At 45.5% G+C, this 24,420-nt stretch carries 23 protein-coding genes; 5 read left to right on the top strand and 18 right to left on the bottom strand.

What is annotated here, in order from left to right; all coding sequences use genetic code 11:
- On the top strand, nucleotides 1-513 hold a 513-nt coding region (locus FC82_RS08505; RefSeq protein ID WP_082620273.1), incomplete at its 5' end, for a transposase.
- Between the two features lie 131 nt (nucleotides 514-644).
- Here the strand turns inward: FC82_RS08505 and lpdA are convergent.
- The 4 genes from lpdA to pdhA are packed head-to-tail and all read right to left on the bottom strand — an operon-like array spanning nucleotide 645 to nucleotide 5,535.
- Nucleotides 645-2,072 carry a dihydrolipoyl dehydrogenase gene (gene lpdA / locus FC82_RS08500; RefSeq protein ID WP_056996739.1) on the bottom strand — a complete coding sequence of 476 codons (1,428 nt, stop codon included), beginning with the start codon at nucleotides 2,070-2,072 and terminating at the stop codon, nucleotides 645-647.
- An 8-nt stretch (nucleotides 2,073-2,080) separates the two neighbouring features.
- Entirely contained in the window at nucleotides 2,081-3,391 is a 1,311-nt protein-coding gene (locus tag FC82_RS08495) for a dihydrolipoamide acetyltransferase family protein (RefSeq protein ID WP_054760184.1), read from the bottom strand.
- Between the two features lie 48 nt (nucleotides 3,392-3,439).
- Nucleotides 3,440-4,417, bottom strand: a complete 978-nt coding sequence (locus FC82_RS08490; RefSeq protein ID WP_054760181.1) for an alpha-ketoacid dehydrogenase subunit beta — start codon at nucleotides 4,415-4,417, stop codon at nucleotides 3,440-3,442.
- 2 nt (nucleotides 4,418-4,419) lie between these two features.
- On the bottom strand, nucleotides 4,420-5,535 hold the full coding sequence (pdhA, locus tag FC82_RS08485; protein WP_056996738.1) for a pyruvate dehydrogenase (acetyl-transferring) E1 component subunit alpha: 1,116 nt from the start codon (nucleotides 5,533-5,535) through the stop codon (nucleotides 4,420-4,422).
- Nucleotides 5,536-5,836: 301 nt separating this feature from the next.
- On the opposite strand from pdhA, the gene def reads away from it, so the two are divergent.
- Nucleotides 5,837-6,397: a peptide deformylase gene (gene def, locus FC82_RS08480; RefSeq protein ID WP_056996737.1), complete on the top strand. Its 561-nt coding sequence runs from the start codon at nucleotides 5,837-5,839 to the stop codon at nucleotides 6,395-6,397.
- Nucleotides 6,398-6,490: 93 nt separating this feature from the next.
- Here the strand turns inward: def and FC82_RS08475 are convergent, their stop codons facing one another.
- Nucleotides 6,491-7,012, bottom strand: coding sequence for a hypothetical protein (locus FC82_RS08475; protein WP_054760179.1), 522 nt, complete (start codon nucleotides 7,010-7,012; stop codon nucleotides 6,491-6,493).
- Between the two features lie 208 nt (nucleotides 7,013-7,220).
- Between FC82_RS08475 and FC82_RS08470 the strand changes: the two genes are divergently transcribed.
- The 3 genes from FC82_RS08470 to FC82_RS08460 all read left to right on the top strand — a co-directional run bounded on the left by FC82_RS08470 (nucleotide 7,221) and on the right by FC82_RS08460 (nucleotide 10,356).
- Nucleotides 7,221-7,439: a DNA-directed RNA polymerase subunit epsilon gene (locus FC82_RS08470; RefSeq protein ID WP_054760177.1), complete on the top strand. Its 219-nt coding sequence runs from the start codon at nucleotides 7,221-7,223 to the stop codon at nucleotides 7,437-7,439.
- Entirely contained in the window at nucleotides 7,436-9,112 is a 1,677-nt protein-coding gene (rnjA, locus tag FC82_RS08465) for a ribonuclease J1 (RefSeq protein ID WP_056996736.1), read from the top strand. The genes FC82_RS08470 and rnjA overlap by 4 nt, the downstream gene beginning before the upstream one ends.
- A 284-nt stretch (nucleotides 9,113-9,396) precedes the next feature.
- On the top strand, nucleotides 9,397-10,356 hold the full coding sequence (locus FC82_RS08460) for a diacylglycerol/lipid kinase family protein (protein WP_056996735.1): 960 nt from the start codon (nucleotides 9,397-9,399) through the stop codon (nucleotides 10,354-10,356).
- 420 nt (nucleotides 10,357-10,776) lie between these two features.
- On the opposite strand, the gene FC82_RS08455 is transcribed toward FC82_RS08460, so the two are convergent.
- From FC82_RS08455 to rbsR, 13 genes are all read right to left on the bottom strand, one after another.
- Nucleotides 10,777-10,983: a hypothetical protein gene (locus FC82_RS08455; protein WP_056996734.1), complete on the bottom strand. Its 207-nt coding sequence runs from the start codon at nucleotides 10,981-10,983 to the stop codon at nucleotides 10,777-10,779.
- Between the two features lie 102 nt (nucleotides 10,984-11,085).
- Complete coding sequence (locus tag FC82_RS08450; protein WP_056996733.1) at nucleotides 11,086-12,075, bottom strand: C40 family peptidase; 990 nt, start codon at nucleotides 12,073-12,075, stop codon at nucleotides 11,086-11,088.
- 233 nt (nucleotides 12,076-12,308) lie between these two features.
- On the bottom strand, nucleotides 12,309-13,343 hold the full coding sequence (locus tag FC82_RS08445; RefSeq protein WP_054760172.1) for a DUF1002 domain-containing protein: 1,035 nt from the start codon (nucleotides 13,341-13,343) through the stop codon (nucleotides 12,309-12,311).
- A 315-nt stretch (nucleotides 13,344-13,658) separates the two neighbouring features.
- A complete protein-coding gene (locus FC82_RS08440) occupies nucleotides 13,659-14,417 on the bottom strand; it encodes a serine hydrolase (protein ID WP_054760169.1) in 759 nt (252 codons plus the stop codon).
- Nucleotides 14,414-15,304, bottom strand: a complete 891-nt coding sequence (locus FC82_RS08435) for a C40 family peptidase (protein ID WP_054760167.1) — start codon at nucleotides 15,302-15,304, stop codon at nucleotides 14,414-14,416. Before FC82_RS08435 ends, FC82_RS08440 begins: the two co-directional genes overlap by 4 nt.
- Nucleotides 15,305-15,327: 23 nt before the next feature.
- Nucleotides 15,328-16,413 carry a mandelate racemase/muconate lactonizing enzyme family protein gene (locus FC82_RS08430; RefSeq protein WP_056996744.1) on the bottom strand — a complete coding sequence of 362 codons (1,086 nt, stop codon included), beginning with the start codon at nucleotides 16,411-16,413 and terminating at the stop codon, nucleotides 15,328-15,330.
- A gap of 133 nt (nucleotides 16,414-16,546) precedes the next feature.
- Entirely contained in the window at nucleotides 16,547-17,017 is a 471-nt protein-coding gene (locus FC82_RS08425; protein WP_054760166.1) for an arginine repressor, read from the bottom strand.
- Nucleotides 17,018-17,044: 27 nt separating this feature from the next.
- Nucleotides 17,045-18,517 (bottom strand): arginine-ornithine antiporter, encoded by a 1,473-nt coding sequence (gene arcD / locus FC82_RS08420; protein ID WP_056996732.1) that lies wholly within the window; start codon nucleotides 18,515-18,517, stop codon nucleotides 17,045-17,047.
- 24 nt (nucleotides 18,518-18,541) lie between these two features.
- Nucleotides 18,542-19,231, bottom strand: coding sequence for a Crp/Fnr family transcriptional regulator (locus tag FC82_RS08415; protein ID WP_054760164.1), 690 nt, complete (start codon nucleotides 19,229-19,231; stop codon nucleotides 18,542-18,544).
- Nucleotides 19,232-19,291: 60 nt separating this feature from the next.
- A complete protein-coding gene (gene arcC / locus FC82_RS08410) occupies nucleotides 19,292-20,254 on the bottom strand; it encodes a carbamate kinase (RefSeq protein WP_056996731.1) in 963 nt (320 codons plus the stop codon).
- Between the two features lie 427 nt (nucleotides 20,255-20,681).
- Complete coding sequence (gene argF, locus FC82_RS08405; RefSeq protein WP_054760162.1) at nucleotides 20,682-21,710, bottom strand: ornithine carbamoyltransferase; 1,029 nt, start codon at nucleotides 21,708-21,710, stop codon at nucleotides 20,682-20,684.
- A gap of 27 nt (nucleotides 21,711-21,737) precedes the next feature.
- On the bottom strand, nucleotides 21,738-22,973 hold the full coding sequence (gene arcA / locus FC82_RS08400; protein WP_056996730.1) for an arginine deiminase: 1,236 nt from the start codon (nucleotides 22,971-22,973) through the stop codon (nucleotides 21,738-21,740).
- A gap of 383 nt (nucleotides 22,974-23,356) precedes the next feature.
- The gene (gene rbsR / locus FC82_RS08395; protein WP_054760160.1) at nucleotides 23,357-24,361 is read right to left on the bottom strand and encodes a ribose utilization transcriptional repressor RbsR; all 1,005 of its coding nucleotides are present in this window, start codon (nucleotides 24,359-24,361) and stop codon (nucleotides 23,357-23,359) included.
- Nucleotides 24,362-24,420 lie beyond the last annotated feature (59 nt).

The following is a 24,420-nucleotide window of genomic DNA, read 5'->3' as shown; positions in this document are numbered from 1 at the left end:
CAATTAATTGGCCGGGCATTAGATACAGAACGCCTGCGTGTTTTACACGGCATTGATGACCATAAGTCGCGTCTCTACAAGGTTTTGAAGTCCCAATGGAAGTTACTTCATAAAGATCAAAACGAGCTTAACGCCAGTAAACCAGTCTTTCTGCGCGGAATCAACGAATACATGACCCAACAGAACGCCGTTGATCTGGCACTTTCTGCTGATTCACGTCTCGCCAGCGCCTATCAGACCTATCAAGCGCTATTAACTGACATTCGTGGTCACCAAGCTAAAGCTCTTGGGCGACTGTTAAACACTTATCATCAGCCCACACATTCAGCTATGGACACGGCCATAACGTCCTTCAAGAAGAACTACGAGGCCGTCCTTAATAGTTGTCGTCTCTCTTACTCAAATGGGCCCATTGAAGGTATTAATCGTAAGATCAAGACACTAAAACGAATTGGATATGGCTTCCGAAATCTGACCAACTTCTTTAACCGGATCGCCCTGATTCGAGAGTAAACAAAAACGCATCTGACATAAAGTCAAATGCGTTTCAAAACTCTCCACCAATACCAGTTGACAAAGAGCCAAAAAAGTATAAAAAAAGACCCGGAGCAAGCTCCGAGTCTCTTTTTTATTATCGCAAAGTGTTAGATATGAGTTGGGAAACCAATTGCAACATCTGCAGCTTCTTGAATAGGTTCGCTTAACGTTGGGTGTGGGTGAATGGTCAAAGCAATATCTTCGGCATTCATACCACTGTTAACTGCCAAACTGAGTTCAGCAATCAAGTCAGATGCACCAGGTCCAACAACTTGGGCACCCAATAGATTATGGTTGTCGTCCTTGGTCGTTACCAAACGGGCAAAGCCATCTGGTTGATCAAGTGAAACGGCACGAGCGTTACCAGCAAATGGGAACTTAGCGGTTGAAATTTCAATCCCTTTGTCCTTAGCTTCAGTCTGAGTTAAGCCGACAGTGGCCAATTCAGGATCTGCGAAACAAACTGCTGGAACGCCAACCCAGTCATTAGCTGTCTTGTTGCCGGAAATTGCACCAGCAGCAGTCTTAGCTTCAAAGAAGGCTTTATGAGCCAAAGCTGGACCAGGAACGATATCGCCAATGGCGAAGATGTTTGATACTGAGGTGCGACCCTGGGTATCAACTTCAACTAAGCCACGGTCAGTCGTCTTAACGCTGGTCATTTCAAGACCAATGTCATCCGTGTTTGGTTTCCGGCCGACAGTAACCATGCAGTAGTCGGCCTTAACAGTTGCTTCCTTACCGTCAACTTCGTAGGTAACAGTGACGCTGGAATCATCTTGAACGGCTTTCTTTGCCATGGCACTAGTCACAACATCGATACCCTTCTTCTTCATTTGCTTCAAGACAACGGATACCATATCCTTGTCAAAGTTTGGCAAAATCGAAGGGGTTCCTTCAAGAATGGTAACGTGTGACCCTAAGTTGGCATAGGCGCCAGCTAATTCAGTCCCAACGTAACCACCGCCGATAACGACGAATTCTTTAGGAATTTCTGGTAAGTTCAAACCACCAGTGGAATCTACCACACGGCCTTCAAACTTAAAACCAGGGATTTCAACGGGACGGCTACCAGTAGCAATAATCAAGTTCTTGAATTCGATGGTCAAACCATCGTCAGCACTCATAAATTGCTTTGGACCGGTTGAAACAACACGCAACTTGGTGTCAGAATCCAAAACGGCTTCGCCCTGGATAACATCAACCTTGTGCTTCTTCAACAGCATCCGAACACCGCTGGTCATCCGATCAACGACCTTCTTTTGCTTCCACTCTTGCGTCTTTGAGAAGTCGATTGAAGGTGCTTGGGTTGTAATCCCAAAAGTAGAAGCATCTTGTGCGTCTTTGAAACGGTGACCAGCATTGATCAACGCTTTCGAAGGAACACAACCAACGTTCAGGCAGACACCGCCGACAGTTTCAGATTTTTCAATCACTGTGACGCTTTGGCCTAATTCAGCTGCCCGGATAGCGGCAACGTACCCACCAGGGCCGGCACCGATAATGACAGTATCGCGTTTTTCAACATCTGACATATTAAGGGTCATCCTTCCATTAATAACAATTCTGGTTCATGAAGCAGATCATTCAGTTTGTTCAAGGCACGTTGTGCTAACGCCCCATCGATCAAACGGTGATCGTAACTCAAGGATAACTTGAGCATGTTGCCAACTTCGATTTCGCCATCTTCGTTGACATATGGTTCCTTGGCAATCTTGCCGACACCTAAGATTGCAACTTCTGGTTGGTTGATAACTGGGGTGAAGAAGCCGCCGCCGATTGAACCAACGTTACTAATGGTGATTGAACCACCGGACATTGCATCGGCACTCAACTTGTTGTCCTTGGCAGCTTGGGTGTTGTCAGTAATTTCCTTGGCAATTTCAAACAAGCCCTTAGCATCAGCGTTCTTAACGTTTGGTACATAGAGACCGTGATCAGTATCAGTTGCAATACCAATGTTAAAGTAGTGCTTGTAAACAATTTCTTCAGAAGCGCTGTCAATTGACGCGTTGAATTCTGGGAAGTCCTTCAAAACAGCAACCATTGCTTTAACAATGTATGGTAAGAAGGTCAAGTGAATGTCTTGATCAGCTGCCAATGTCTTGTACTTCTTCCGGTTAGCCATCAAAGCAGAAACTTCGACGTCTTGGAAGGAAGTAACGTGAGGCGAAATGTCCTTTGAAGAACGCATTGCCTTAGCGATAACTTTACGAACCATTGACATTGGTTCACGAGTCTCAAGGTCAGGTTGAGCTGACTTGTAAGGCTTGATTGGTGCAGCAGCAGGTGCTGCGGCAGCAGCTGGAGCAGCGGCTGCGGGTGCAGCAGCGCCACTAAAGTTGTCAATATCAGCCTTCAAGATTTGGCCGTGGTTACCGGTTGGGGTAACAGCAGAGATGTCAACACCCTTGTCACGTGCATATTGACGGACTGAAGGCATTGCCAAAACAGTCTTGTTAGGATCTGATAAGGCAGGAACACCAGTTGCAGGAGCTGGTGCAGCAGGTGCGGCTGGGGCTGCGGGTGCAGCGGCAGCTGGTGCAGGTGCGGCAGCTTCTTCTTTAGGTGCTTCAGCAGGCGCTGCGTCGCCACCATCATCAGGTGTGTCAGGTGAACCGTCATCAATTTCGACCAACGTGTCACCAATTTCAGCAGTTTCACCTTCCTGCTTGAGGATCTTCTTAATTTTACCGGCTACAGGTGATGGCAATTCTGAAACGGACTTATCGTTTTGGATTTCAACTAAAACGTCGTCTTCCTTAACGTCGTCCCCTTCTTTGACAAGCCATGAAGCAATTTCACCTTCGGCCATCCCTTCACCAAGCTCTGGGAGTTTGAATGCAAAAGCCATGGGAAAACTTCCTTTCTATATCACAAAGTATTCGTGTAGTGAGCTATCTTAGTAGTTCAAAATTTCGCGAGCTTTTTCTTCGATGTCATCGGCATTTGGTAACCAGTCATTTTCAACTTGAGCCCATGGATATACTGAATCTGGGGCAGCAACACGGCCGATAGGTGCATCAAGATCCATAATGGCATTTTCAGCAATTTCAGAAGCAACTTGTGCCCCAACGCCGGCCATCTTTTGGGCTTCTTGGATGACAACTACTTTGTGTGTCTTTTCAATTGACTTGAAAATGGTGTCAGTGTCAATTGGAGACAATGAACGAAGGTCAATGACTTCAGCAGAGATGTTGTCCTTTGCCAAAGCATCAGCAGCCTTAAGTGATTCGTTGACTTCTGCACTGTATGCTACCAAGGTAATATCAGTACCTTCTTTAGCAACTTTAGCAGTGTCTAGCGGAACAGTGTACTTGCCTTCTGGGATTTCGTCCTTCATTGAACGGTATAACTTCAGGTTTTCCATGAACAGCACTGGGTCGTTGTTTTCAACGGCACTGATGATCATACCCTTAGCATCGTATGGGTTTGCAGGGGTGACAACACGTAAGCCTGGTGTCCCAACGAAATAGTTTTCAAGGTTATCAGCGTGCATTTCAGCAGTATGAGTACCACCACCAAATGGGGTACGGATAGTGATTGGCATTGCGCGCTTGCCACTGAACCGGAACCGGTTACGTGACATTTGACCGCCAATTGAGTCAACGGCTTCAAACGTGAAGCCCATGAATTGGATTTCAGGAAGTGGGCGCCAGCCAGTAGCAGCTAGCCCAATAGCTAATCCTAAAATACCTGATTCAGCTAATGGTGTATCAAAAACCCGGTCTTCACCATACTTGTCTTGCAAGCCTTCAGTAGTCCGGAACACACCACCGTTTTTACCAACGTCTTCACCGAAGATCAACGTCTTTGGATCTTCGCCTAAAACAACGTCTAAACCATCTGTAATCGCTTTGATATAAGTTAATTTAGCCATGGTTACTTCGACTCCTTTGCTTCGAATCTTGCAATGTCAGCCTTGATTTGTGGAGTTGGTTCTTCGAACGTGGTCTTCAACATATCAACAACTGATTGCGTTGGTGTATTTTCAGCTTCCTTCATTGATGCCTTGAAGCTGTCTTTGTATTCTTCGACAAGTTTGTCTTCTTGATCTTGTGACCATAAGCCCTTGTCGGTTAAGACTTTACGCATACGGATCAGTGGATCAGCATCGAACCAAGGTTTTTCTTCTTCCTTAGTCCGGTAACGACTAGGATCATCACCAGCACTTGAGTGAGCACCGAAACGATAAGTTAAGGTTTCAACCAATGCTGGACCATTGCCTTCAGCGGCAAAGTCACGGGCTGCCTTGGTAGCTAAGTAAGTTGCCAAAACATCCATCCCATCGACTTGAACACCAGGAACACCTGAAGCAACACCTTTTTGTGCTAAGGTTTCAGCGGCGTTTTGCTTCTTCCGTGGAACGGAAATAGCCCAGCCGTTGTTTTGAACCATGAACACTGCAGGAGCTTGGTAAGATGAAGCAAAGTTGATACCTTCATAGAAGTCACCCTGTGAAGTACCACCATCACCGGTATATACGAATGATACGGCATCTTTCTCACCGTTCTTCTTAATACCTAAAGCAGCACCGGCAGCTTCAACATATTGTGCACCGATAATGATTTGTGGGAACCAGTTACGCGTGTCGCCATAATCATCACCAACGGCGTTACCCTTTGACCATAAGAAGCCTTGAGCAACTGAGGCACCGTGCTTGATTAATTGCGGTAAATCACGATAAGCAGGGAACAGGAAGTCTTGATCTTTGAAAGCTGCAATCGAACCCATTTCACTAGCTTCCTCACCATAGGTTGGGGCATAGAAGCCTAAACGACCTTGACGAGAGAAGTTCATTGTTTGTTCGTGCAATGCACGTTCCCAAACCATATCTTTCATGAAACCAACGAGTTGGTCATCTGAAAAACTATCGAAAAGTTCTTGATTTACGATCTCACCCTTTTCATTGATTACTTGGAGTGTTTTCTTGTAAGGATCGCTCATCTTGGCTTTGATTGACGCAAAATCAACTACTTGCCCAGTTTTCTTCGCCATAACTAACACTTTCCTTTCCGTTTGTATGCATTCAATCTTATTTTCGGCCTTTCCAAACCGGAAATCGATTGTTTGCTTTCTCAACTACACTCTTAAATTAACACGCTTTCACAATTCATGCAAGCCCTTTCATTACTTTTATATCGCAAAAGTTCTCGATTTGCCTTAACCACGCCGAATAGCGTTTTCAGAAAAAACATTGTTATTTTCTTCACATTTTTTAGGTTTCATTCTTTCTCATTTTTATGCTAAAATTAACTATTAAGTGAGTTCCATTTTTTGGAATGCGGAGGTAATTTTTTTGATTTTAATGAAAGATATTACGCGCGACGGTGATCCCGTCCTGCGAAAAGAAGCTGCAAAGGTCACCTTCCCCCTATCAGAGGAAGATCAAAAATTAGCTGCTGATATGATGGAATACCTGGAAGTTAGCCAGAATCCTGAATTATGTAAAAAATACGGTCTGCGCGCCGGTGTTGGTTTGGCTGCGCCTCAAGTTGGGGTTTCAGAAATGATGGCTGCAGTGATGGTTCCTGTTGAAGAAGAAGGTGGCAAATCACCGTTCAAACAGGTTATCGTGAACCCAGTGATCATCAGCCACTCCGTTCAAGCTGGGGCATTGACTGAAGGCGAGGGCTGCCTTTCAGTTGATACTGAAGTCCCAGGGTATGTACCGCGTCACGATCGAATCACCTTACGTTATCAAGACTTGCAGGGCGAACTGCACAAGATTCGGTTAAAAAACTATCCGGCCATCATTTGCCAACATGAAATTGATCATTTGCATGGTATCTTGTTCTACGACCACATTAATAAGGACGCCCCCTTTGAAATTGATGACGGAACGATAATGTTTGATTAAAGTTATTTTCGCCGCGGTCCTCTGCTGTTTAACATTGTTTCGTACTATAAAAAACACCATCTCACTCACAGCAGTAGATGGTGTTTTTTATTATTAACCGTTTTTACTCGTATCAGTGGTTGCGTCCGGTCGTTCCAACCGGTGCAGATCCTGCAAATATTCCACGGTTGCTTCATTTACTAAGTAAGCAATGCTCATATGGATTCGGGTCTCATGCCGCCAAATATCCGTAATGAGAAATGCCGACTGCTGGTCACCCTCTGCGGATGCAATGTGATAATCCTGCGTAAACTCCGCTAAGATATGGTTTAATCGCTGGCGTAAAATTGGAAGTTGCGCGTCCGTCACGTGGTCAAGTATAATCACATACTCAAAGGCCATCACACCGCGGCCCCAGCCATCTGGATTGATTGTAGAGGTGACAAATTCCGCCGGTTTCGTAATGAATCGATCATCAACCAGCCGCTGCAACGATGCTTTTACAGCAACGTTCGTTTGATTCAAGGCCTCTTCTTGCGCCTGATGTGTTGTGCGGCGAACAATCAGTCGGTGAACCAGCACATAGACGATGAAAGCGACCACGACTGCAATCACAATTGTAAGGGTAACCCCCATTTTCAGCACCTCCAGTTACGTTTTCTTCTATAATATCACGATTTTCTCGGTTTATAAATTTGGAAACTATACAAATTTCAATGGGTATGCTAAGATTTAACCAACTGTTGTTTCATAAACAACTAAGACGTTCGGTACAAATAAGTTTAGAAAATAAGGCGCTCAGTTTCATGAGTTCCTTTTATGAAAGGATGTTTAATAACAGACTATGATTTTTAAAGTTTATTACCAAGAAGATAACGTTCGCAACCCGAAGCGCGAGGATACTAAATCCCTGTACATCGAAGCGGACACCGAAGTTGAGGCTCGGGCACTGGTTGCCGCTAACACTGAGCACAACATCGAATTCATCGAACCGCTTGAGGGTAAGTTCCTTGAATATGAGAAAGAAAACCCGGACTATTCGTTGACGGAGTTTAGTAAATGAAAAAACTGAACGTCAAAAATAACGAAACCGCAATTTTTGGCGTTGGTGGTTTAGGTGAAATTGGTAAGAACACATACGGCATTCAATTTCAGGATGAAATTATCCTGATTGATGCCGGTATTAAGTTCCCGGAAGATGACCTCTTAGGAATCGACTATGTCATTCCTGACTATCACTATCTGATTGCCAACCAGCAAAAAATTAAGGCTTTGGTCATCACCCATGGTCACGAAGACCATATTGGCGGTGTGCCTTACCTTCTTAAGGACCTCAACGTGCCGATTTATGCTGGTCCCCTAGCCCTAGCGCTAATTAAGAACAAACTGGAAGAACATGGCTTGTTGCGTCAGGCAGAACTTCATGAAATTGATGATAATTCCGTTTTGAAATTCCGCAAAACGAGCGTATCTTTCTTCCGTACAACCCACTCAATTCCTGATACCATGGGGGTTGCAGTGCACACACCATCCGGCGTTATCGTGGAAACGGGTGACTATAAGTTCGATCTGACACCCGTTACCAACCAGCCGCCTGACCTGCAAAAGATGGCCCGACTCGGTGCCGAAGGTGTTCTCTGTCTGATGGCAGACTCCACCAACGCTGAGCGTCCCATCTGGACCAAGTCAGAAAAATGGGTCGGTAAATCCGTTCGGAAGATTTTTGATAAAGTCGAGGGCCGCATTATTTTTGCTACTTTCGCTTCAAATATCTCGCGGATCGAAACGGCATGTGAGACTGCGTTATCACATGATCGCAAGATTGCTGTGTTTGGTCGTAGTATGGAAGCAGCCATCGTCAATGGCCGTGAATTAGGCTATCTGAATATTCCAGACGATGCGTTAGTCGATGCAAATGATTTAAAGACTTTGCCTGCTAACAAAACCCTGATTCTGTGTACTGGTTCTCAGGGTGAACCAATGGCCGCCCTTTCACGGATCGCAAATGGGACCCACCGTCAGATTTCAATTCAACCTGGTGACACAGTTGTCTTCTCCAGTAACCCAATTCCTGGGAACACTGTGAGTGTCAACCACGTCATTAATGAACTTGAAGAAGCCGGTGCCAACGTCATCCACGGTAAAGTCAACAACATTCACACTTCTGGTCATGGTGGCCAAGAAGAAGAAAAACTCATGCTGCGCCTCATGAAGCCAAAGTTCTTCATGCCGATCCACGGTGAGTACCGGATGTTGAAAATCCATACCGAACTGGCTGAACAATGCGGCGTGCCGCTTGACCACAGTTACATCATGGAAAATGGTGATGTCTTGGCCTTGACCAAAGATACAGCTCGAATTGCTGGGCATTTCACTGCTGGTGATGTCTACATCGATGGGAGCGGTATTGGCGACATTGGCAACGTTGTGTTACGTGATCGCCAACTGCTGTCTGAAGAGGGTCTGGTTGTGGTTGTCGCCACCATCAGCCTAAAGGATAAGATGATTCAGGCTGGTCCTGACATCCTATCACGCGGGTTCGTGTACATGCGCGAGTCTGGTGAATTATTGAATGAAGGTCGCCGCCTCGTCTTTTCAACGATTCGACGCGCCATGCGCTCGAAGAAAGCTACTGAAGCTTCCATTCGCAACGCTATCATCGATGATTTGCAAAACTTCTTATTTGAAAAAACTGAACGTCATCCAATGATTTTGCCAATGCTGATCATGGATTAATTAAAAGGACCATCAACCGTTTCGGTTGTGATGGTCCTTTTTTTATGGTTTACTATATCGGGGTCAATTAACAATCAGTAAATTACCGGATGCCATTGTCCCACGACTTGTATGAAAATTCAGCGCTAATTCTAAACAGCGCTCCCCGTTACATCGTCAATCTGGATAGTCATTTGTTGAACTTCTGAAATTAGTGTAAACTTTTCCCGGTTCAATCTAGCCTAGACCCTTAAAGTTCGCTATAATTAAACGGTATGATTTTTTGAGAGGATGGTCTTGTTGTCGTGTCAGTCAATTTTTACATCATTTTAAACGAATTCGCCGGTGGTGGCCGAGCGAAGTCTCTATGGCCGGAAATTAAAGCAGTCCTTCAAGAACGGCAAGTGAGTTATCAAGTAGCGAAATCCACCTACCCTGGTCAGGCAACTTTACTGGCACGGCAATATGCCAAACAGCATCCCGATTTGACCACGGTCAATAATGTTGTACTGGCCATCGGCGGCGATGGTACATTGCACCAGGTGCTGAACGGACTCGTGGACGCCAGCTTGAGCCATCCAATTCCAGTGGCTTACCTGCCCGTTGGCAGCGGTAACGATTTTGCCAAGGGAATCAAAATGTCAACTCGCTGGCGAGCAGCACTGAACCAAATTTTAGGTTGCAGTACTTCAACGTGGTTCAATATTGGCACCTTCCGAGATACAACGAAGGATACAACTGGGGTATTTACCAACAATATTGGGATCGGCTTTGATGCTGCCGTAGTCAATGATGCCAACGGCAAATCTGACAAGCGGCTGACAAAACGATTGCACCTTGGCTGGTTCAGCCGGATGTCATCACTTATCAGTGTTGTATACAACCAGCTTTCTTTTCCGTTGACCGTTCACGTTGGCCAGCACCGGGATATTTATCCACACGCTTACCTTGTGACTGTGACAAACCATCCGTACCTTGGTGGCGGGATTAACGTTGCCCCAACTGCATCGGTGACCGATCCGAATCTGGATCTAATTGTTATTGAAAAACCGCATCTGCCAAAAATGCTGCTGATTGGTCTCATGCTCCGAATGGGTAAACACATGCGGCTCAAATCAGTACATCATTACCACGAGCCAAAGCTTCACCTCATCGCACCATCAATTGAATACGGTCAAGAAGACGGTGAGGAAATGGGCGGTCGCTACTGGGACACCTACTTTGAAGTTTCAAAGTATCCCTTCTGGATTGATACAACGATTTAATTTAAATTAGTTGTATACAGCATTTTTTGATAACACTGGTTAAGCCAAGCAAAATATCGATCATCATTTTCACAATGCAATTAAAAAGCAGTGGTGCTTAGATGCAATCGTAAGGTCAAGACGTCGGCGTTGACGTCTTTTTTTATCGAAAAAAATGGTTGATGTCAGCGCACCGCTGCAAGTGCAGCCTTGGCTCCCTTGCACGCTGATTTAGCCAGTATCGCAAATCTTCCCGAGATTAAACGATTGTATGCTAAAACAGCTCATATTCGCCCTCACTGGCTCAATTGCCCGCACGCAGAATAACTAGGTGGGGTTTGCCCATTATCGCAATTAAACGATAAACAGTACACAAAAAAACCGATAACTTGGCTTTTTCATAAGAAAAGACAGTTAGCGGTTTCCACAATTACAGTTAGATTAATCTTCGGATGCGGCCATAGCTTCAAGAATCGCACTCAATTCTGAGCATTGCTCAGATAGGGCTGCCATCTGCTGACCATACTTCGGTTCAATCGTTATTGTGTCGGTACAAGCCTCAACGTGATGTGCTTCATCCTGCTTTAAGGCATCAAGCTCACGGTTTTTTTGTTGATATTCTTCGATAATTTCTGAACGATTACTCATCAGATTACACCCCTTTAACTAGCATAATAATCTAAGCAACTTAAGCGACTCAGGAACTATAACACCAAATGTCCAAAATGTGAACACTTATTTTTAAATAATTTAGCTATTCACAGTCCCAGCAAAACTCGGCATGAAGTATGAACTGATCGTTTGAATCTGAACATCTTCGCCAGGTTCGGGTGCAGCAACATATTCGTTATTACCAATGTAGATAGCAACATGATAGGTTGCACCGGCACTGCCCCAGAATAACAGATCACCCACTTGAGCCTTACTTACAGCGTGTTTAGAAACCATTGATTCCTGTGAAACGGTGTTATGCGGCAATGTGATACCAGCAGCGTGTTGGTAAACGTACATCGTCAAGCCAGAACAATCCATCCCTTTAAGTGAGGCCCCGCCCCAGACGTAAGGAATTTTTTCGCTGGCTAATTTAACCGCATAACTTGCGACTGAAGCCGTGGACGTCGATGAAACAGCATCAGCCTTATCAGAGCTTGTTGTCTTCTTTGTGGTCGTCTTCTTAGTGGTTGCGGTCGTTGAACTTGTTTTTGTGGTGGCCTTCTTAGTCGAAGCTGTCGTAGAACTGGTGCTCGTTGAGGTCTTTGCAGACGAAGCACTGATTGCTAGTTTTTGGCCAGTCGTAATTGAGTCACTCGATAAATTATTCCATTTTTTGATTTGGCTTACGGTCACACCGTACCTTGAGCTGATTGCCCACAGTGTGTCACCCGACTTAACAGTGTATGTAGTCTTTGAAGTCGTGGTCTTAGCCGTCGATGTCGACGATAATTTTGTCGTTTTTGCTGCCGCAGCGTTGGCCTTAGTTGTTGTTTTTGCGGTGGTCTTCGTTGTCCCTGGCAACGTAATCTTTTGCCCCGCAAAAATTCGATCCTTGGTAATGTGATTGGTCTTCTCTAAGGCACTGGCCGAAACACCATATTTCTTGGCCAGAGCCGAAACTGTATCTCCCGACTTAACAGTGATAGTTTTGGCGCTGGCAGATTGAAATGACCCGGCAATCATAAAGCCGGCTGCGCCAATAACACCCGCAGTAAGTACCTTTACAGATGAATGTTGTTTTCCCAAATCGGATCACCCCTCCTGTTTTTGCCATTTTGGCGTATACAAAAGCTAATATTTTAATCAAGTTACAAGCTTATAGTACCACAACTTCTAAATTTTTCGTTTTAAAGTTTAAGAATTCCTTGCGATTCATAAGAATGCTTGAACGTATGTTCCACGAAAAAAACACGTTCTGATGGCGTTTTCAACGTCACAGAACGTGCTATTTTCGTGAATTGTTACACTTTTGTTACAGACTAGAAGAGATTTGAAAAGAAATTAACAATAGTCTGCCAGATACGGCTCAAGAAGCCCATAATACCACTTGTGTCTGCTCGACTGGCAAAATCTTTTAACTCCGCCATCTTGTTACCTACAGAACTGCTCAAGGAACTCGCCATGGATTTGACATTTGTGACGTAGCTCGAAGTGCTCGAAACCGGTGCCTTCTGGACTTTGGCTAATGCAATGACGATATTGTTGATCACGGTCGTCGACGTCGAGGACTTGATTCCCTTGCTCGACAGTGCATCGTTCAACATTTGTTCAATATCAGATTTAGTTGCGTATTCATTGGAATTTTGCCGTTGTTTTGCCAGCTTTGAGGAAACTTCCCCAACCGCTGACATCAGTTTCCCTGGGTAACTCTTATTACTTGAATTAGAATCAATTGCTGGTTGCGTGGCGTCCAAAACACTGTTGGCAGCTGAAGTGTTCTCGGAATTCAGCGTGATGCCATCAGCTGCAAGCGCCTTGTATACACCAGTTAGCGCTGATTCGCCCGAAACCGACTTGTCAGCCGTCACGGTAATGATGACGTCTTTGACCCCGGCCATCGTTGCAACCATGGCGTACTGTTGCGAGGTCACTTCAGTAATATTATCGCTGCCGTCGTACTTTGCAATGTTAACCTTCACACCCGAACCGGGATCAGCAGGTGCCAGCGATACAGAACTTATCATGCTGGCATCAGTTGTCCCAGCGGCGTTAATGTACTTGGCGTAGTCTGAACCAGTCACCGTTAAACTTTCGTAATTTGACTGGACTCCCAGTGCTTTAGCTACGGCATCCTTATCCTCTGACGCAAGACCACTGCCGTAAACCACGTACGATTTGGACAAGGCCTTTGTCTGAACAGCCGAACTCGAATCAGCACTGTCACTGCTGTCAGTTGCTGCACTAGAAGTCGTATCTGTGGTTGTGGTATCCGCATGACTCAGCACGCTGCTGCCCGTTCCTAAAGTGAGCAGTAACACTGCAGCTAAAATCCCTAACCGAACTGTCTTTTTCATGATTGTTATTCACCCAGTGTGCGGTAAAAACCCTTCACATACTGAGCGAGTCTCCTTTCCTTTACCACGAAAACATGCCGTAAATCGCCAAAAATCACCGTTTTCGGCCGTGGCAACTCATAAAAAATAAGATAAGAAAAATTGGCTAATCTGCCGCGCAACGTTGCCTCTTTTCAAGATGAATAGCACACTTAAAAATGGGCAATAGCATATATACTATATTCGGTACGCAGCTTTTCAACTAAGAACAGTGTAGCATGCCAACAAAAAAAGTCGCATAAACTTGCAACTTTTTTATAAAAATTTATACGTCTGCTAACAATTTCTTAAGAGGACTTGGGCAATCAGTTGACCCACTTGTTCGTGGAGTTGAATGGCCCTTGTCCGATCAGTAATACCAGCCGTTAGCAACGCCACGTCATAAGTCTCATCCGCCAGTGAAAACCGGGCAACATCGTGGTCAACGTAAGGTCCTTCCCCCGTTTTGTTCAAGACGGTAATCGGGGTGTCGATCTCATCGATGGCTGCCGGCAGCTTGTATCGAAACTGCTGGTTGCCCAACCACTGTTTTGTTTCGGGATACGCAGTTATCAAGTAGCGAAGCAACCGCCAGGATTCAGCTGCTGTGGTCACGTTATCAAGACCCTTTTTAACCGCATTTGTATCCATTAATAAGCGGCGTAATCGAGTTGCCTGATAATCATTAGTGTCCAGCCATTGGTTGACAGCGGACATTGAGACGCGTTGAATAACCAGGTTAGCTGCATAGTTGTCCGAAACAGCCAGCATCAGTGTCAACACAGTTTTAAGCGGCAATTGCGTCAAGCTGGGCATCAATTGCAACACGCCAGCTCCGGCAACAATCGGTGTCGACGCCAGCGAAACCGGTGCTTCCAGATTCGGATGCCGGCTCAGTATCGTTGTTGAAATTGCCAGTTTAATGAGTGACGCTGCAGGAAAAACATGATCCGCGTGCCAGTTAAACACCACGTCATCACCGTGGCTCACCATCAAGCCAACCTGATTGGCCGCAAACGGCTGCACAAGTACCTGCAAGTCGTCTGCTAAACTCATCGCCAGTACCTTCTTGCCCCAACGTACTCTGGCGCGTACCGCATTTCTGTCAATTTCGCGATGTCGACCTGTTTGCCAGGCGTCCGCGACTGAATCATTTGACCGTTGCCAACGTACATCCCAACGTGGTGGACAAAGCCCTTGCCATGTTCGTAAGCGTAAAACAATAAGTCCCCTGGTTGCAACTCTTCAGGCGCAATCGGTTGACCATTGACGGACTGATCATCGGCGTCTCTGGGAATTAAGAAGCCCATGACCCGGTGCAGCGTATACATCAACCCTGAGCAGTCAAATCCATAAGGTGAGATCCCCGCCCAAAGGTAGTGAAGACCAAGAAACTGTTTAGCCATACTGACCATCTGATCACCAGTTGTCGTCCCATCAGCTGTCACAATGATGCTCATCTTTTGAATATAGCCTTCGCCAAACGGCGTTGCTACTTTGAGCCATTCGCCTTCATTTGCCAACTCCGTAAATTCAGTGCCCATCGTGACGTCAAAAATCGGTTGTTTGTGCTGGTCATACAGGGCCGTTGTCGGTTGCGCAACATGAACACGTGCTGTCGTTGTGGGATAGCTCACTTCTGCGTCAGATAAAGACGCCGCTGGCACCCAGCCGGCATAACCCCGAGCATCACTGTCATCTGACTGGCTCGTAATGAACGCCCTCGCCCAGGATCCCTCCACGTGATCAAGGATGACTTCATCGTTAAATAAAGCCTGCGTCTCAAGCCTTTTTGCATCACACAAATCAATGGTCTGCTCGGTGGTCATTTGAGCCACCCAGCCCTTAACGTCGCCTTTCAGAGCCAAGGCATCAATTTCTCTTGGGGCGTCCTTGCTAGTCCAAAAAGTGGCTACTGGTACAATTACTCTTCTCGTCTGCATCTCTTGTCACCTCATTTGCTCTCTTAGTTGTGCTGAAGACTGACGCCGATCCCCGGTGTATTCGGCAGTGTGATCAGCCGACCCTCGTGCGTGATACCGCCATCAGTCGGTTGATTTTGAAACATCATTGCAGCGTCCAAGTCATAGTATTGAATGTTAGCCTTTGCTGCTGCCATGTGAGCAGCCGCCGTCACTGAAACTTGTGATTCAATCATACTGCCCACCATACACGGCACGCCAAACGCTTCCGCCAAGGTGTTAATTCTCAGCGCGTTGTCAATGCCGCCAGCCTTCATCAGCTTTAGGTTAATAATATCACAGCCATCCATATTTAAGAGCCGAAGTGCATCAGCCACGGAGAAAATACTTTCATCCGCCATGATTGGAATCGGTGTGTGGGCCGTGACATAAGCCATGCCTTCAAAATCAGCCGCTGGCACCGGTTGTTCAACCAATTCCAGATTCAGCCCCTCTTCATACATTGTATTGATTGCAACAGTGGCTTGCTTTTTCTGCCACCCCTGATTGGCATCCAGCCGAATTTTAATCTCAGAGCCGACCGCCTTTCGGATGGCACGGACCTGTTTCACATCATCAAATGGCGACTGATTTCCAACCTTAACCTTGAGGGTATCAAATCCCTCTTTAACCAGTTGTTGGGCATGAGTCACCATGGCGTCGGTCGTCCCAACGCTGACCGTATAATCCGTTTCGATCTGCTGACGATACCCGCCTAATAGTTCATTCAGGGGGACACCGTAATGTTTCGCTAATAAATCATTAACCGCAATGTTTAACGCTGCTTTGGGACTATGATTATTGACAATACTGGTCTCAATCAACGCCTTGAGCGCTTCAGAATCAGCTAACGAGGCCCCAATTATTTTGGGTGCAATGACGTTTTCGATCACATACCGAATGCTGGCTGAAGTGTCGCCCGTGATTGCTGCAGTCGGTGCAGCTTCGCCAAGTCCGGTGACACCGTCTGAATCGGTAATTTGGACCAGAAGACTCTCTGCGGTAGTGACCGTTCGAAGCGCGGTTTTAAACGGGGATTTGAGTGGTACTGCAATTGGATATACTTGAACGGATGAAATGGTTGCTGACATGAACAACGTCCTTTCCTTCTCAGAAAACTCATATTAGTTTTTCATTAAGTCTTTACTATTAACCATAAAACGAAAACACGCTTACGGCAATATAAAACTTGCAATAAGCGTGTTTTTCATTGAATTTCACTGATTATTCGGCAACCAGGTCTGGATTGGCATGCTGTTTGAATAAATCGTAGATCATTTGCGCCCGTTCTTCGTCCGGACTGAATAAAACAATCGTATCATGACCAGCCAATGTACCCGAAACTTCTTCCAGTGTCAGATCATCCAGAATAGCTGCCAACATATTTGCGTAACTCGGCAACGTATGGACGATCGTTAGAAACTGAATCCGTTCGTACTTGGTTACAGTCTCGCTAATTTCCCGATAAAGATGCTGCAGTTCGTTTTGATTACCTGCTTTATAGATCATATACCGCGAGGCGCCGGTAGCGTCCTGCTGCTTGACGATCTGCATTTCTCGGATATCTCGCGAAATTGTCGCCTGGGTCGCGTTGATTCCCGCATCCTTCAGTCGCGCCATCAGGTCATCCTGAGTGGTCACCGCAAACTGATTGATGATCTGTTCAATTTTAGACTGACGCACTTCTTTTTTCATGGTTGACCCACACTCGCTTTCTTCAGGTTAAAACAGTTGGTTAAACTGACTCCAAGTCAACCCAGTTACGCCGTCAACACCCAATCGGAATAGTTCAAATACCGTCAATACCGCAATTAGGAAGACGACAATGGCAATGATACGTTCCGTATTTCCAAATACTTTTTCGGCTTTGTTATCCCGTTTTTGTAACAGAATGTAAACAGGGATACCGACCGCAAACAACAAACTCATGAGCAGAATGTAGCCCAGGTTGGCAGCGAATAGCAGCCATAGTGCGTAAATACTTGCGACGGCCCCAACCGTGATATTGCCGCCGCGTCCAGGGACTTCCGGTGACTCCTGAATTGAATATTTAAACTGGTAGAATGCTGAAAACGCGTACGGAATCAAAATCGCGGCACTGGCAATAGAATAGAAGAAATTGTAAGCCGATGCTGTTACTAAATATGAGAACATGAAGACTTCCACACAGATGTTGGTAAACAGCAGTGAGTTGATCGGCGCGCCATTTTTGTTTTCCTTTGCAAAGACCTTCGGGAATGTCCCTTCCTTAGCAGCTTCGTAAGGTAACTGGCCCGCAAACATCGTCCAGGATAACCAGGCCCCAACAACGGAGATGATCAACCCAGCATTAACAACAACTGCGCCCCACTTGCCGACAACGCTTTGCAGCAAGTCGGCCATGGCGGGCTGCGTTAATTTTGCTAAGCCTGCCCGTTGCATAACCCCCAGTGATAACAGGGTGATCAGGGCATAAATCAAGATAACCGTAATAATACCTAAAACAGTTGCCCGGCCAACGTCCTTCCGATTCTTCGCCCGGCCTGAAAAAACCACGGCGCCTTCAATACCGATAAAGACCCAAACCGTCACTAACATGGTGTTCCGAACTTGGCTCATGACATTGCCAAACTGGAAAGTGCCGGTTGGTGTAAACCAGAAACCGTGAGTGAAGACACCGAGTCTAAACGCAATAACCATGGTCACTAAGAAAATAAAGATCGGAATCAACTTAGCAACCGTAATGATCGTGTTAACGAATGAAGCAGATTCGACCCCACGTAAAATCATGAAGTGGCAAGCCCAGAGAATAAATGAGGCGGCCACGATCGACCAAATATTTTGACCATCGCCAAACACTGGGAAGAAGTACCCAACGGCACTCATCAGCAGTGTTGCGTAGCCAACGTTTCCTAACCAAGCTGACAACCAGTAGCCCCAGGCAGAATTAAAGCCCATGTACTTCCCAAAGCCAGCTTCCGCGTAGCTGTATACCCCGGCGTCCAAATCGGGCCGTTTCATGGTTAAGTTTTGGAATGTCTTTGCTAACATCAACATCCCAATCGCGGTGATGACCCACCCAATGATAATGGCGCCGGCACCAGCGCCGGCAGACATATCATGCATCAGGTTAAAGACCCCACCACCAATGATGGATCCCACAACTAACGCAATTAATTCAATAAGATTTAATTTCCCTTTACCTGATTCTTCCATTAATGACACGCCCTCTCGCGATGTTTAATGTAGTGAACTTGGATTAAATCGAAAATTTTTGTGCTGATAACTTATCTTATTTTCTTCAGCTAACTTCGCCACAACTTGGCCAGCTGTTTCCCGTGTGGTACCGCTGACGCGTGCGAGTTCAATTAGCGTGATTGGATAATTAATAGCCAGCGTCCCATCGGCTTGCGTTTCCCCGAGATCTTCTCCAAGCATGATCAGGGCGTGCTGCACCCGACTGCTTGCACTGGAGGTGACCATGCGCTGAAGCCGATTTTCCGTACTATTAATAATCTGTCCCATCTGTGCAATTAAGCGCTTCATAATATCACGATTGGTAAGAAGCACTTCTTCAAATACCGGCATAGAAAATGATGCAATGACAATGGGCGTCATGGCCGAAGCGGTATAGGGATATTCATGATCAATGAACATGCCCCGGTACGGAAATGCCTTATTGGCTTTCACGTAGTTGATGAAGCTGTAGTTACCAGATTCATCAGACCGCTCCAGTCGCATCACACCCTTAATAACATAATATAAACGATCCCTGGTATCTCCTTGATCAAAGAGCACCTGCCCCTTGCCAAACGATTTTACTTGCAAAGATGCCGCTAACTGATTAAATTCTTCTGATCGAAATGCACGAAATTCCGGTTGTTGACGAATAAATGATCGATATTTATCGAAGTCACTTTTATTATTCATGAGTTATAAGGACCCTTTCTCCGATTTGGCTATAGTCCTATTATAACTCAATCCGACACGTTACTTACTAGTGACGGCTGTCTTGGAAATAATGGTGCCGCTGCCATCTGACAGGAAACGACCAATATTTTCAAGTGATGTTACAACGGCCTTGCTATCTGGCCGATTTTCAACAAAATCAATAGCAGCTTGGACTTTTGGCAGCATGCTGCCCTTCGCGAATTGATTTTCATTAATATACGTGTTCAATTCGTCAACGGTAACCTCGTTAAGCTGTTTTTGATTTGGTTTGTTGAAGTTGACATAAATGTTATCAACCGCCGTCAAAATAATCAGTAAATCAGCACCCACCAATTCTGCCAACTTTTCAGAAGCAAAATCCTTATCGATCACAGCTTCTTTACCAACATAACGGTTGCCCTTCTTCACAACGGGAACACCGCCACCGCCGACTGAAATCGGCACGATACCAGCATCAACTAAGGTATTGACCACCCTTGCTTCCTTGACGCCGACTGGTTTTGGTGACGGAACGACCCGCCGGTACCCACGACCGGCATCCTCAACGAATGTTTGGTCTGGGTTCTGGGCCTTGATCAAGTTAATTTCATCCTTGGTGTAGAAAGGACCAATCGGTTTCGTTGGGTTTGTGAAGGCTTGGTCGTCCTCACTGACTTCCACCTGGGTTACAACGGTTGCCACATCAACGTTGAGGTTATTTTCGGCTAACACTTCACTCAGTGCATTTTGCATCCAGTAACCGATACTCCCTTGGGTCATAGCCACTGCCGTATCTAGTGGCATCGCCGGGTTCTTATCAGTACTGCCCGCTGCCTGCTGCAGGAGCAGATTACCAACTTGAGGACCGTTTCCGTGGGAGATGATCAATTGATCACCCTGCTTAATAAATTCAACCAGATACCGAGCTGTTTCCCGTAATGCTTGTTGCTGGGCCTCAGCAGAAGCATCCTTTGATAAGATTGCGTTCCCGCCAAGGGCTACCACAATTTTTCGATTTGTCATTATAATCACCCTTTATTGATAGTTTTTTATTTTTGACTAATGCCGGAAAGTTTTGGTTTCCGAAAATAACCATATTGTCTTTATTTGTTCATTTTTTTGGTGGGCCTGCTGGTTATGACTGTTGACTGCAGTTATGATCAAACCGTCTGACCTAAGTGTCCAATTGAGGCACGAAACTTTTGCTTAAGCACCATCTATCAAGGGGTCAACAGGTTGACGCCACTGATAGATGACGCTTAGGACTAAAGTCTCTATGCGCCTTCTGTAAAAAATAATCCATATTTTCTGGTAACGTACGAGCAGTTAACATTAATTAAGCTGCTTGTCGTTTCGCACCACCCGTGAGCCTTTGAACTGTTCCGGCTCGCTCTTAAAGAAAAAACAGACGAACGCATTTTCTGCTATCCGCCTGTTTTCGAAGTTGATATTAAACTCGAGGAATGAAGAGATTGCCAAGCGTAGCAGCCATCATTGCCTTGATTGAGTGCATCCGGTTTTCAGCTTCTTCAAATTGGCGAGCATATTTACTGCGGAAGACTTCGTCAGTGACCTCCATTTCTGTGATGCCGTACTTTTCTTCAATTTCTTTACCATATTCGGTAGTTGTGTCATGGAATGCTGGTAAACAGTGCATGAAGATCAGTTGATCATCGGGCGTTCCGGTCTTCTTCAATGCAGCCATGTTAACTTGGTATGGCTTCAGCAAGTTGACCCGTTCTTCCCAGTTGGATTCACCCATGGAGACCCAAACATCGGTGTAAACCACGTTTGACCCCTTCATGCCTTTATCCAGGTCATCAGTAATGACCAGATCAGCACCAGAATCCTTAGCGAACTTGTTGGCAATGTCTTGAATATCTTGTGATGGGAACAATTCTTTTGGTGCAACAATGTGCACGTTGACACCAAGAATTGCGCCAGTTACAAGCAGTGAGTTTGCCACGTTGTTACGACCATCACCCATAAAGGTTAACGTTAAGCCCTTTAAGTGGCCAAAGTTTTCCTTTACTGTCATAAAGTCAGCTAACATTTGAGTTGGGTGCCATTCATCCGTCAGGCCGTTCCATACTGGCACTCCTGAGAATTCAGCAAGTTGCTCAACTGAGCTTTGCTTAAAGCCCCGGAACTCGATACCATCAAACATGCTGCCCAACACTTTGGCAGTATCTTCGACAGATTCCTTCTTCCCTAATTGAATGTCACCGGCGCCTAAGAATTCTGGGTGGGCACCTAAATCAATGGCAGCGGTAGTAAATGCTGACCGTGTCCGTGTGGATGACTTTTCAAACAGTAAAGCAACGTTTTTGCCTTCAAGATAATGATGAGGAATACCAGCTTTTTTCAAAGCCTTTAAATGTAACCCAAAATCGATTAAATATTCTAATTCGGCTGCGGTAAAGTCCTTTTCGGCTAATACTGAGCGTCCTTGAAAAACGCTATTCTTGAAATCTGTCATAATGTTAACTCCTTCTCAATTTAGGTATTATAGGTCTTCACGAACCAGTGGCATGCTCATGCAACGTGGACCCCCACGACCCCGGGATAATTCACTTGAAAGAACTTCCAGAACCTTCAGGCCATGTTCGCGGAGCAACTGATTCGATACATAGTTTCTATTATAGGTAACAACCACACCTGGTGCAATCGCTAACGTGTTAGAACCATCGTTCCATTGTTCACGCCCGGCAATGATTGGGTCACCATTACCAGTTGGAATCAAATCAAGGTCATCCAGATGCAGGGCATCTTTCAGGACCTGCTTCAGATCCGTTCTGTGATCGAGGCTTAATTCACCATCGCTGCCCTGGGTAATTGTCCAGGTATCGATGTGACCGCCTTCGCCTAAAATGCCTGGGTGAACTGTGAACTGATCCTTGTTGATCATCGTAAACACAGTGTCCAAATGCATCATGGCATGGTTATGTGGGATGCGAATGGCAATGATCTTTTCATAACCGCTGTCACTGCTGAAGAGATTGCGGGCAATGTCTTCAATCGCATCTGCGGAAGTCCGTTGGGAAACCCCAATGGCTAAGACCGTATCACTGAGAACTAATTCGTCCCCACCTTCGATCCGGGTCGTATGGTTCCGATCACGCCATACCTGAAGGCCCTGGTTTGCAAACCGTGGGTGGTATTTAATGATGTTTTCCATGAACAGTGATTCCCGTTGTCGGGCTGGGAAAGTCATGTGGTTAATGCTCAGGCCGTCCCCGATGGAAGCGGCAGGATCACGGGTGAAGTAGAGGTTAGGCATTGGATCCATGAAGAATTCATAATCCTCTTCTTCAGCAGCACTCACTAAGTCACGTGGGACAAAGTCGAGTTCGTTCTTCCGAATACCGCCCATGATCTTGTTGACCATGGCCTGAGTCGTCATTGTGCTAAGATATTCCTTTAAAGCATCGTGCGTAACACCGGCAGCATAGCCAGATTCAGCTAACATCGTTTCAAGGAAGGTGTTCTTCACTTCGTCACCACCAGCATCCAGTGCTTCAGCGGCGAGTTTTTCAAGATACAGGACTTCGACCCCGTTATCTCTTAGAGTATCAGCAAAGTAGTCATGTTCCTTCTGGGCAGTTGGCAAATATGGAATGTCATCGAACAATAACCGAGGCATCATATCTGGTGTGAAGTTTTCAACTTCAACATCTGGGCGTTTCAAGAGAACCGTCTTTAGCTTCCCAATTTCGGATGTTACATGAATAGGTTTTGTCATTTTGCGTTACCTCCTATCTCTTTTGAACATCTCTAGAATACGATAGAATGTAAGCGATTTCTAAAGGTTCTTAACACTCAGAATGTAGACTATTTCACATTTTAATATTGGTGTGAATACGGATGTGTTAAATACACATTTATTATGAATATTCAGGGGTAAATCATTTATTATACACATTTATATGTATAAAATTAAAAGATTGAGAACTGATTAAATTTAAAAAGCCCTGAAATCCTTTTATTATAAAGGATTTCAGAACTTTCTCATAGTTTCTTCACATAATATTCATATTTGGTTTGTATACAGATGTTTGTATTTTGAATGGTGTTTATGAACTTATTGTATATTTTGTTAAGAAAGTGTGACTTTTTTTGTATTGACTACACATTCTTTACACTATCCCGAACAATCAGCTCAAGCGGCAGCTGTTTGTCCTGATGTGCCAATCGTGGATTTTGAATACGTTCAATGAGAAGTTCCGTTGCTACTTGTCCCATCTCAAATGCTGGTTGGTGGATCGTTGTCAATTTCGGCATCACAAAGTCCGCTAGATCAATGTCGTCATAACCCATGATCGACACGTCTTCCGGGATGCGATAACCACGTTCTTGAAGTCCGCGGTACACACCAATAGCCATTTCGTCATTAATGGCAAAAATGGCGCTTGGTTTCAAAGCTATTAAGTCATCAACGGCTTGATAGCCTCCCAGTTTGGTCATTTTATTTTGAATGACCCGTTCATCCGTCAGCGATAAATGATACTTTGCCATCACTGAGCGAAATCCGTTGATCCGTTGTTGAATGTTTTGGGTGATCTCATCCCCCACCAGCAATGCAATATCACGGTGCCCAGCCGATAATAGGTAATTGGCGGCCATTTGACCGCCCTTGTAATCATCCACCCAAACCCGATCACCGATCTGGGCATCGTTTTGGTCAAATAACAGGTACGGAATACCGTTTCGAGTCAAGATACGGTCGATATCGTTGGCATCTAACGTGGCACTCGCAATGATCAATCCGTTGGCCGCCCGTTTGATCAGTTCTTCAAGGTACATATTTTGCAGTTCTTGGTTATGATTGGCATCAAAAATGATCGGAATAAACTTATTATTTTGCGAGGCTTGTTGAATGCCTTTAATGAACATACTAAAGAATGGGTTAGCAAGATTGGGCACCAGCACTCCGATGGTCTGTGTCGACCGCATGATCAAATTTCGGGCGTTGTAGTCCGGCACGTACCCCAATTTTTTCTGCAACTTCAACACGCGTGCCTGCGTATCACTGCTAAAACGTTCGCCCTTACCATTTAATATTTGTGAAACGGTCGTGACTGAAACGCCTGCTGCTTCCGCAAGGTCACGAATGGTTACTTTCTGTGTCAAGGTCTGCCCCCATCCTGCTGCCTGATTTGAATTCAATAGCTGCCGCTACCGTCAGGCGC

The sequence above is a fragment of the Secundilactobacillus collinoides DSM 20515 = JCM 1123 genome (assembly GCF_001435975.1).
GTDB lineage: Bacteria > Bacillota > Bacilli > Lactobacillales > Lactobacillaceae > Secundilactobacillus > Secundilactobacillus collinoides.
The sequence above is the reverse complement of the archived record's forward strand: the minus strand, read 5'-3'. Positions and strand labels throughout refer to the sequence as shown.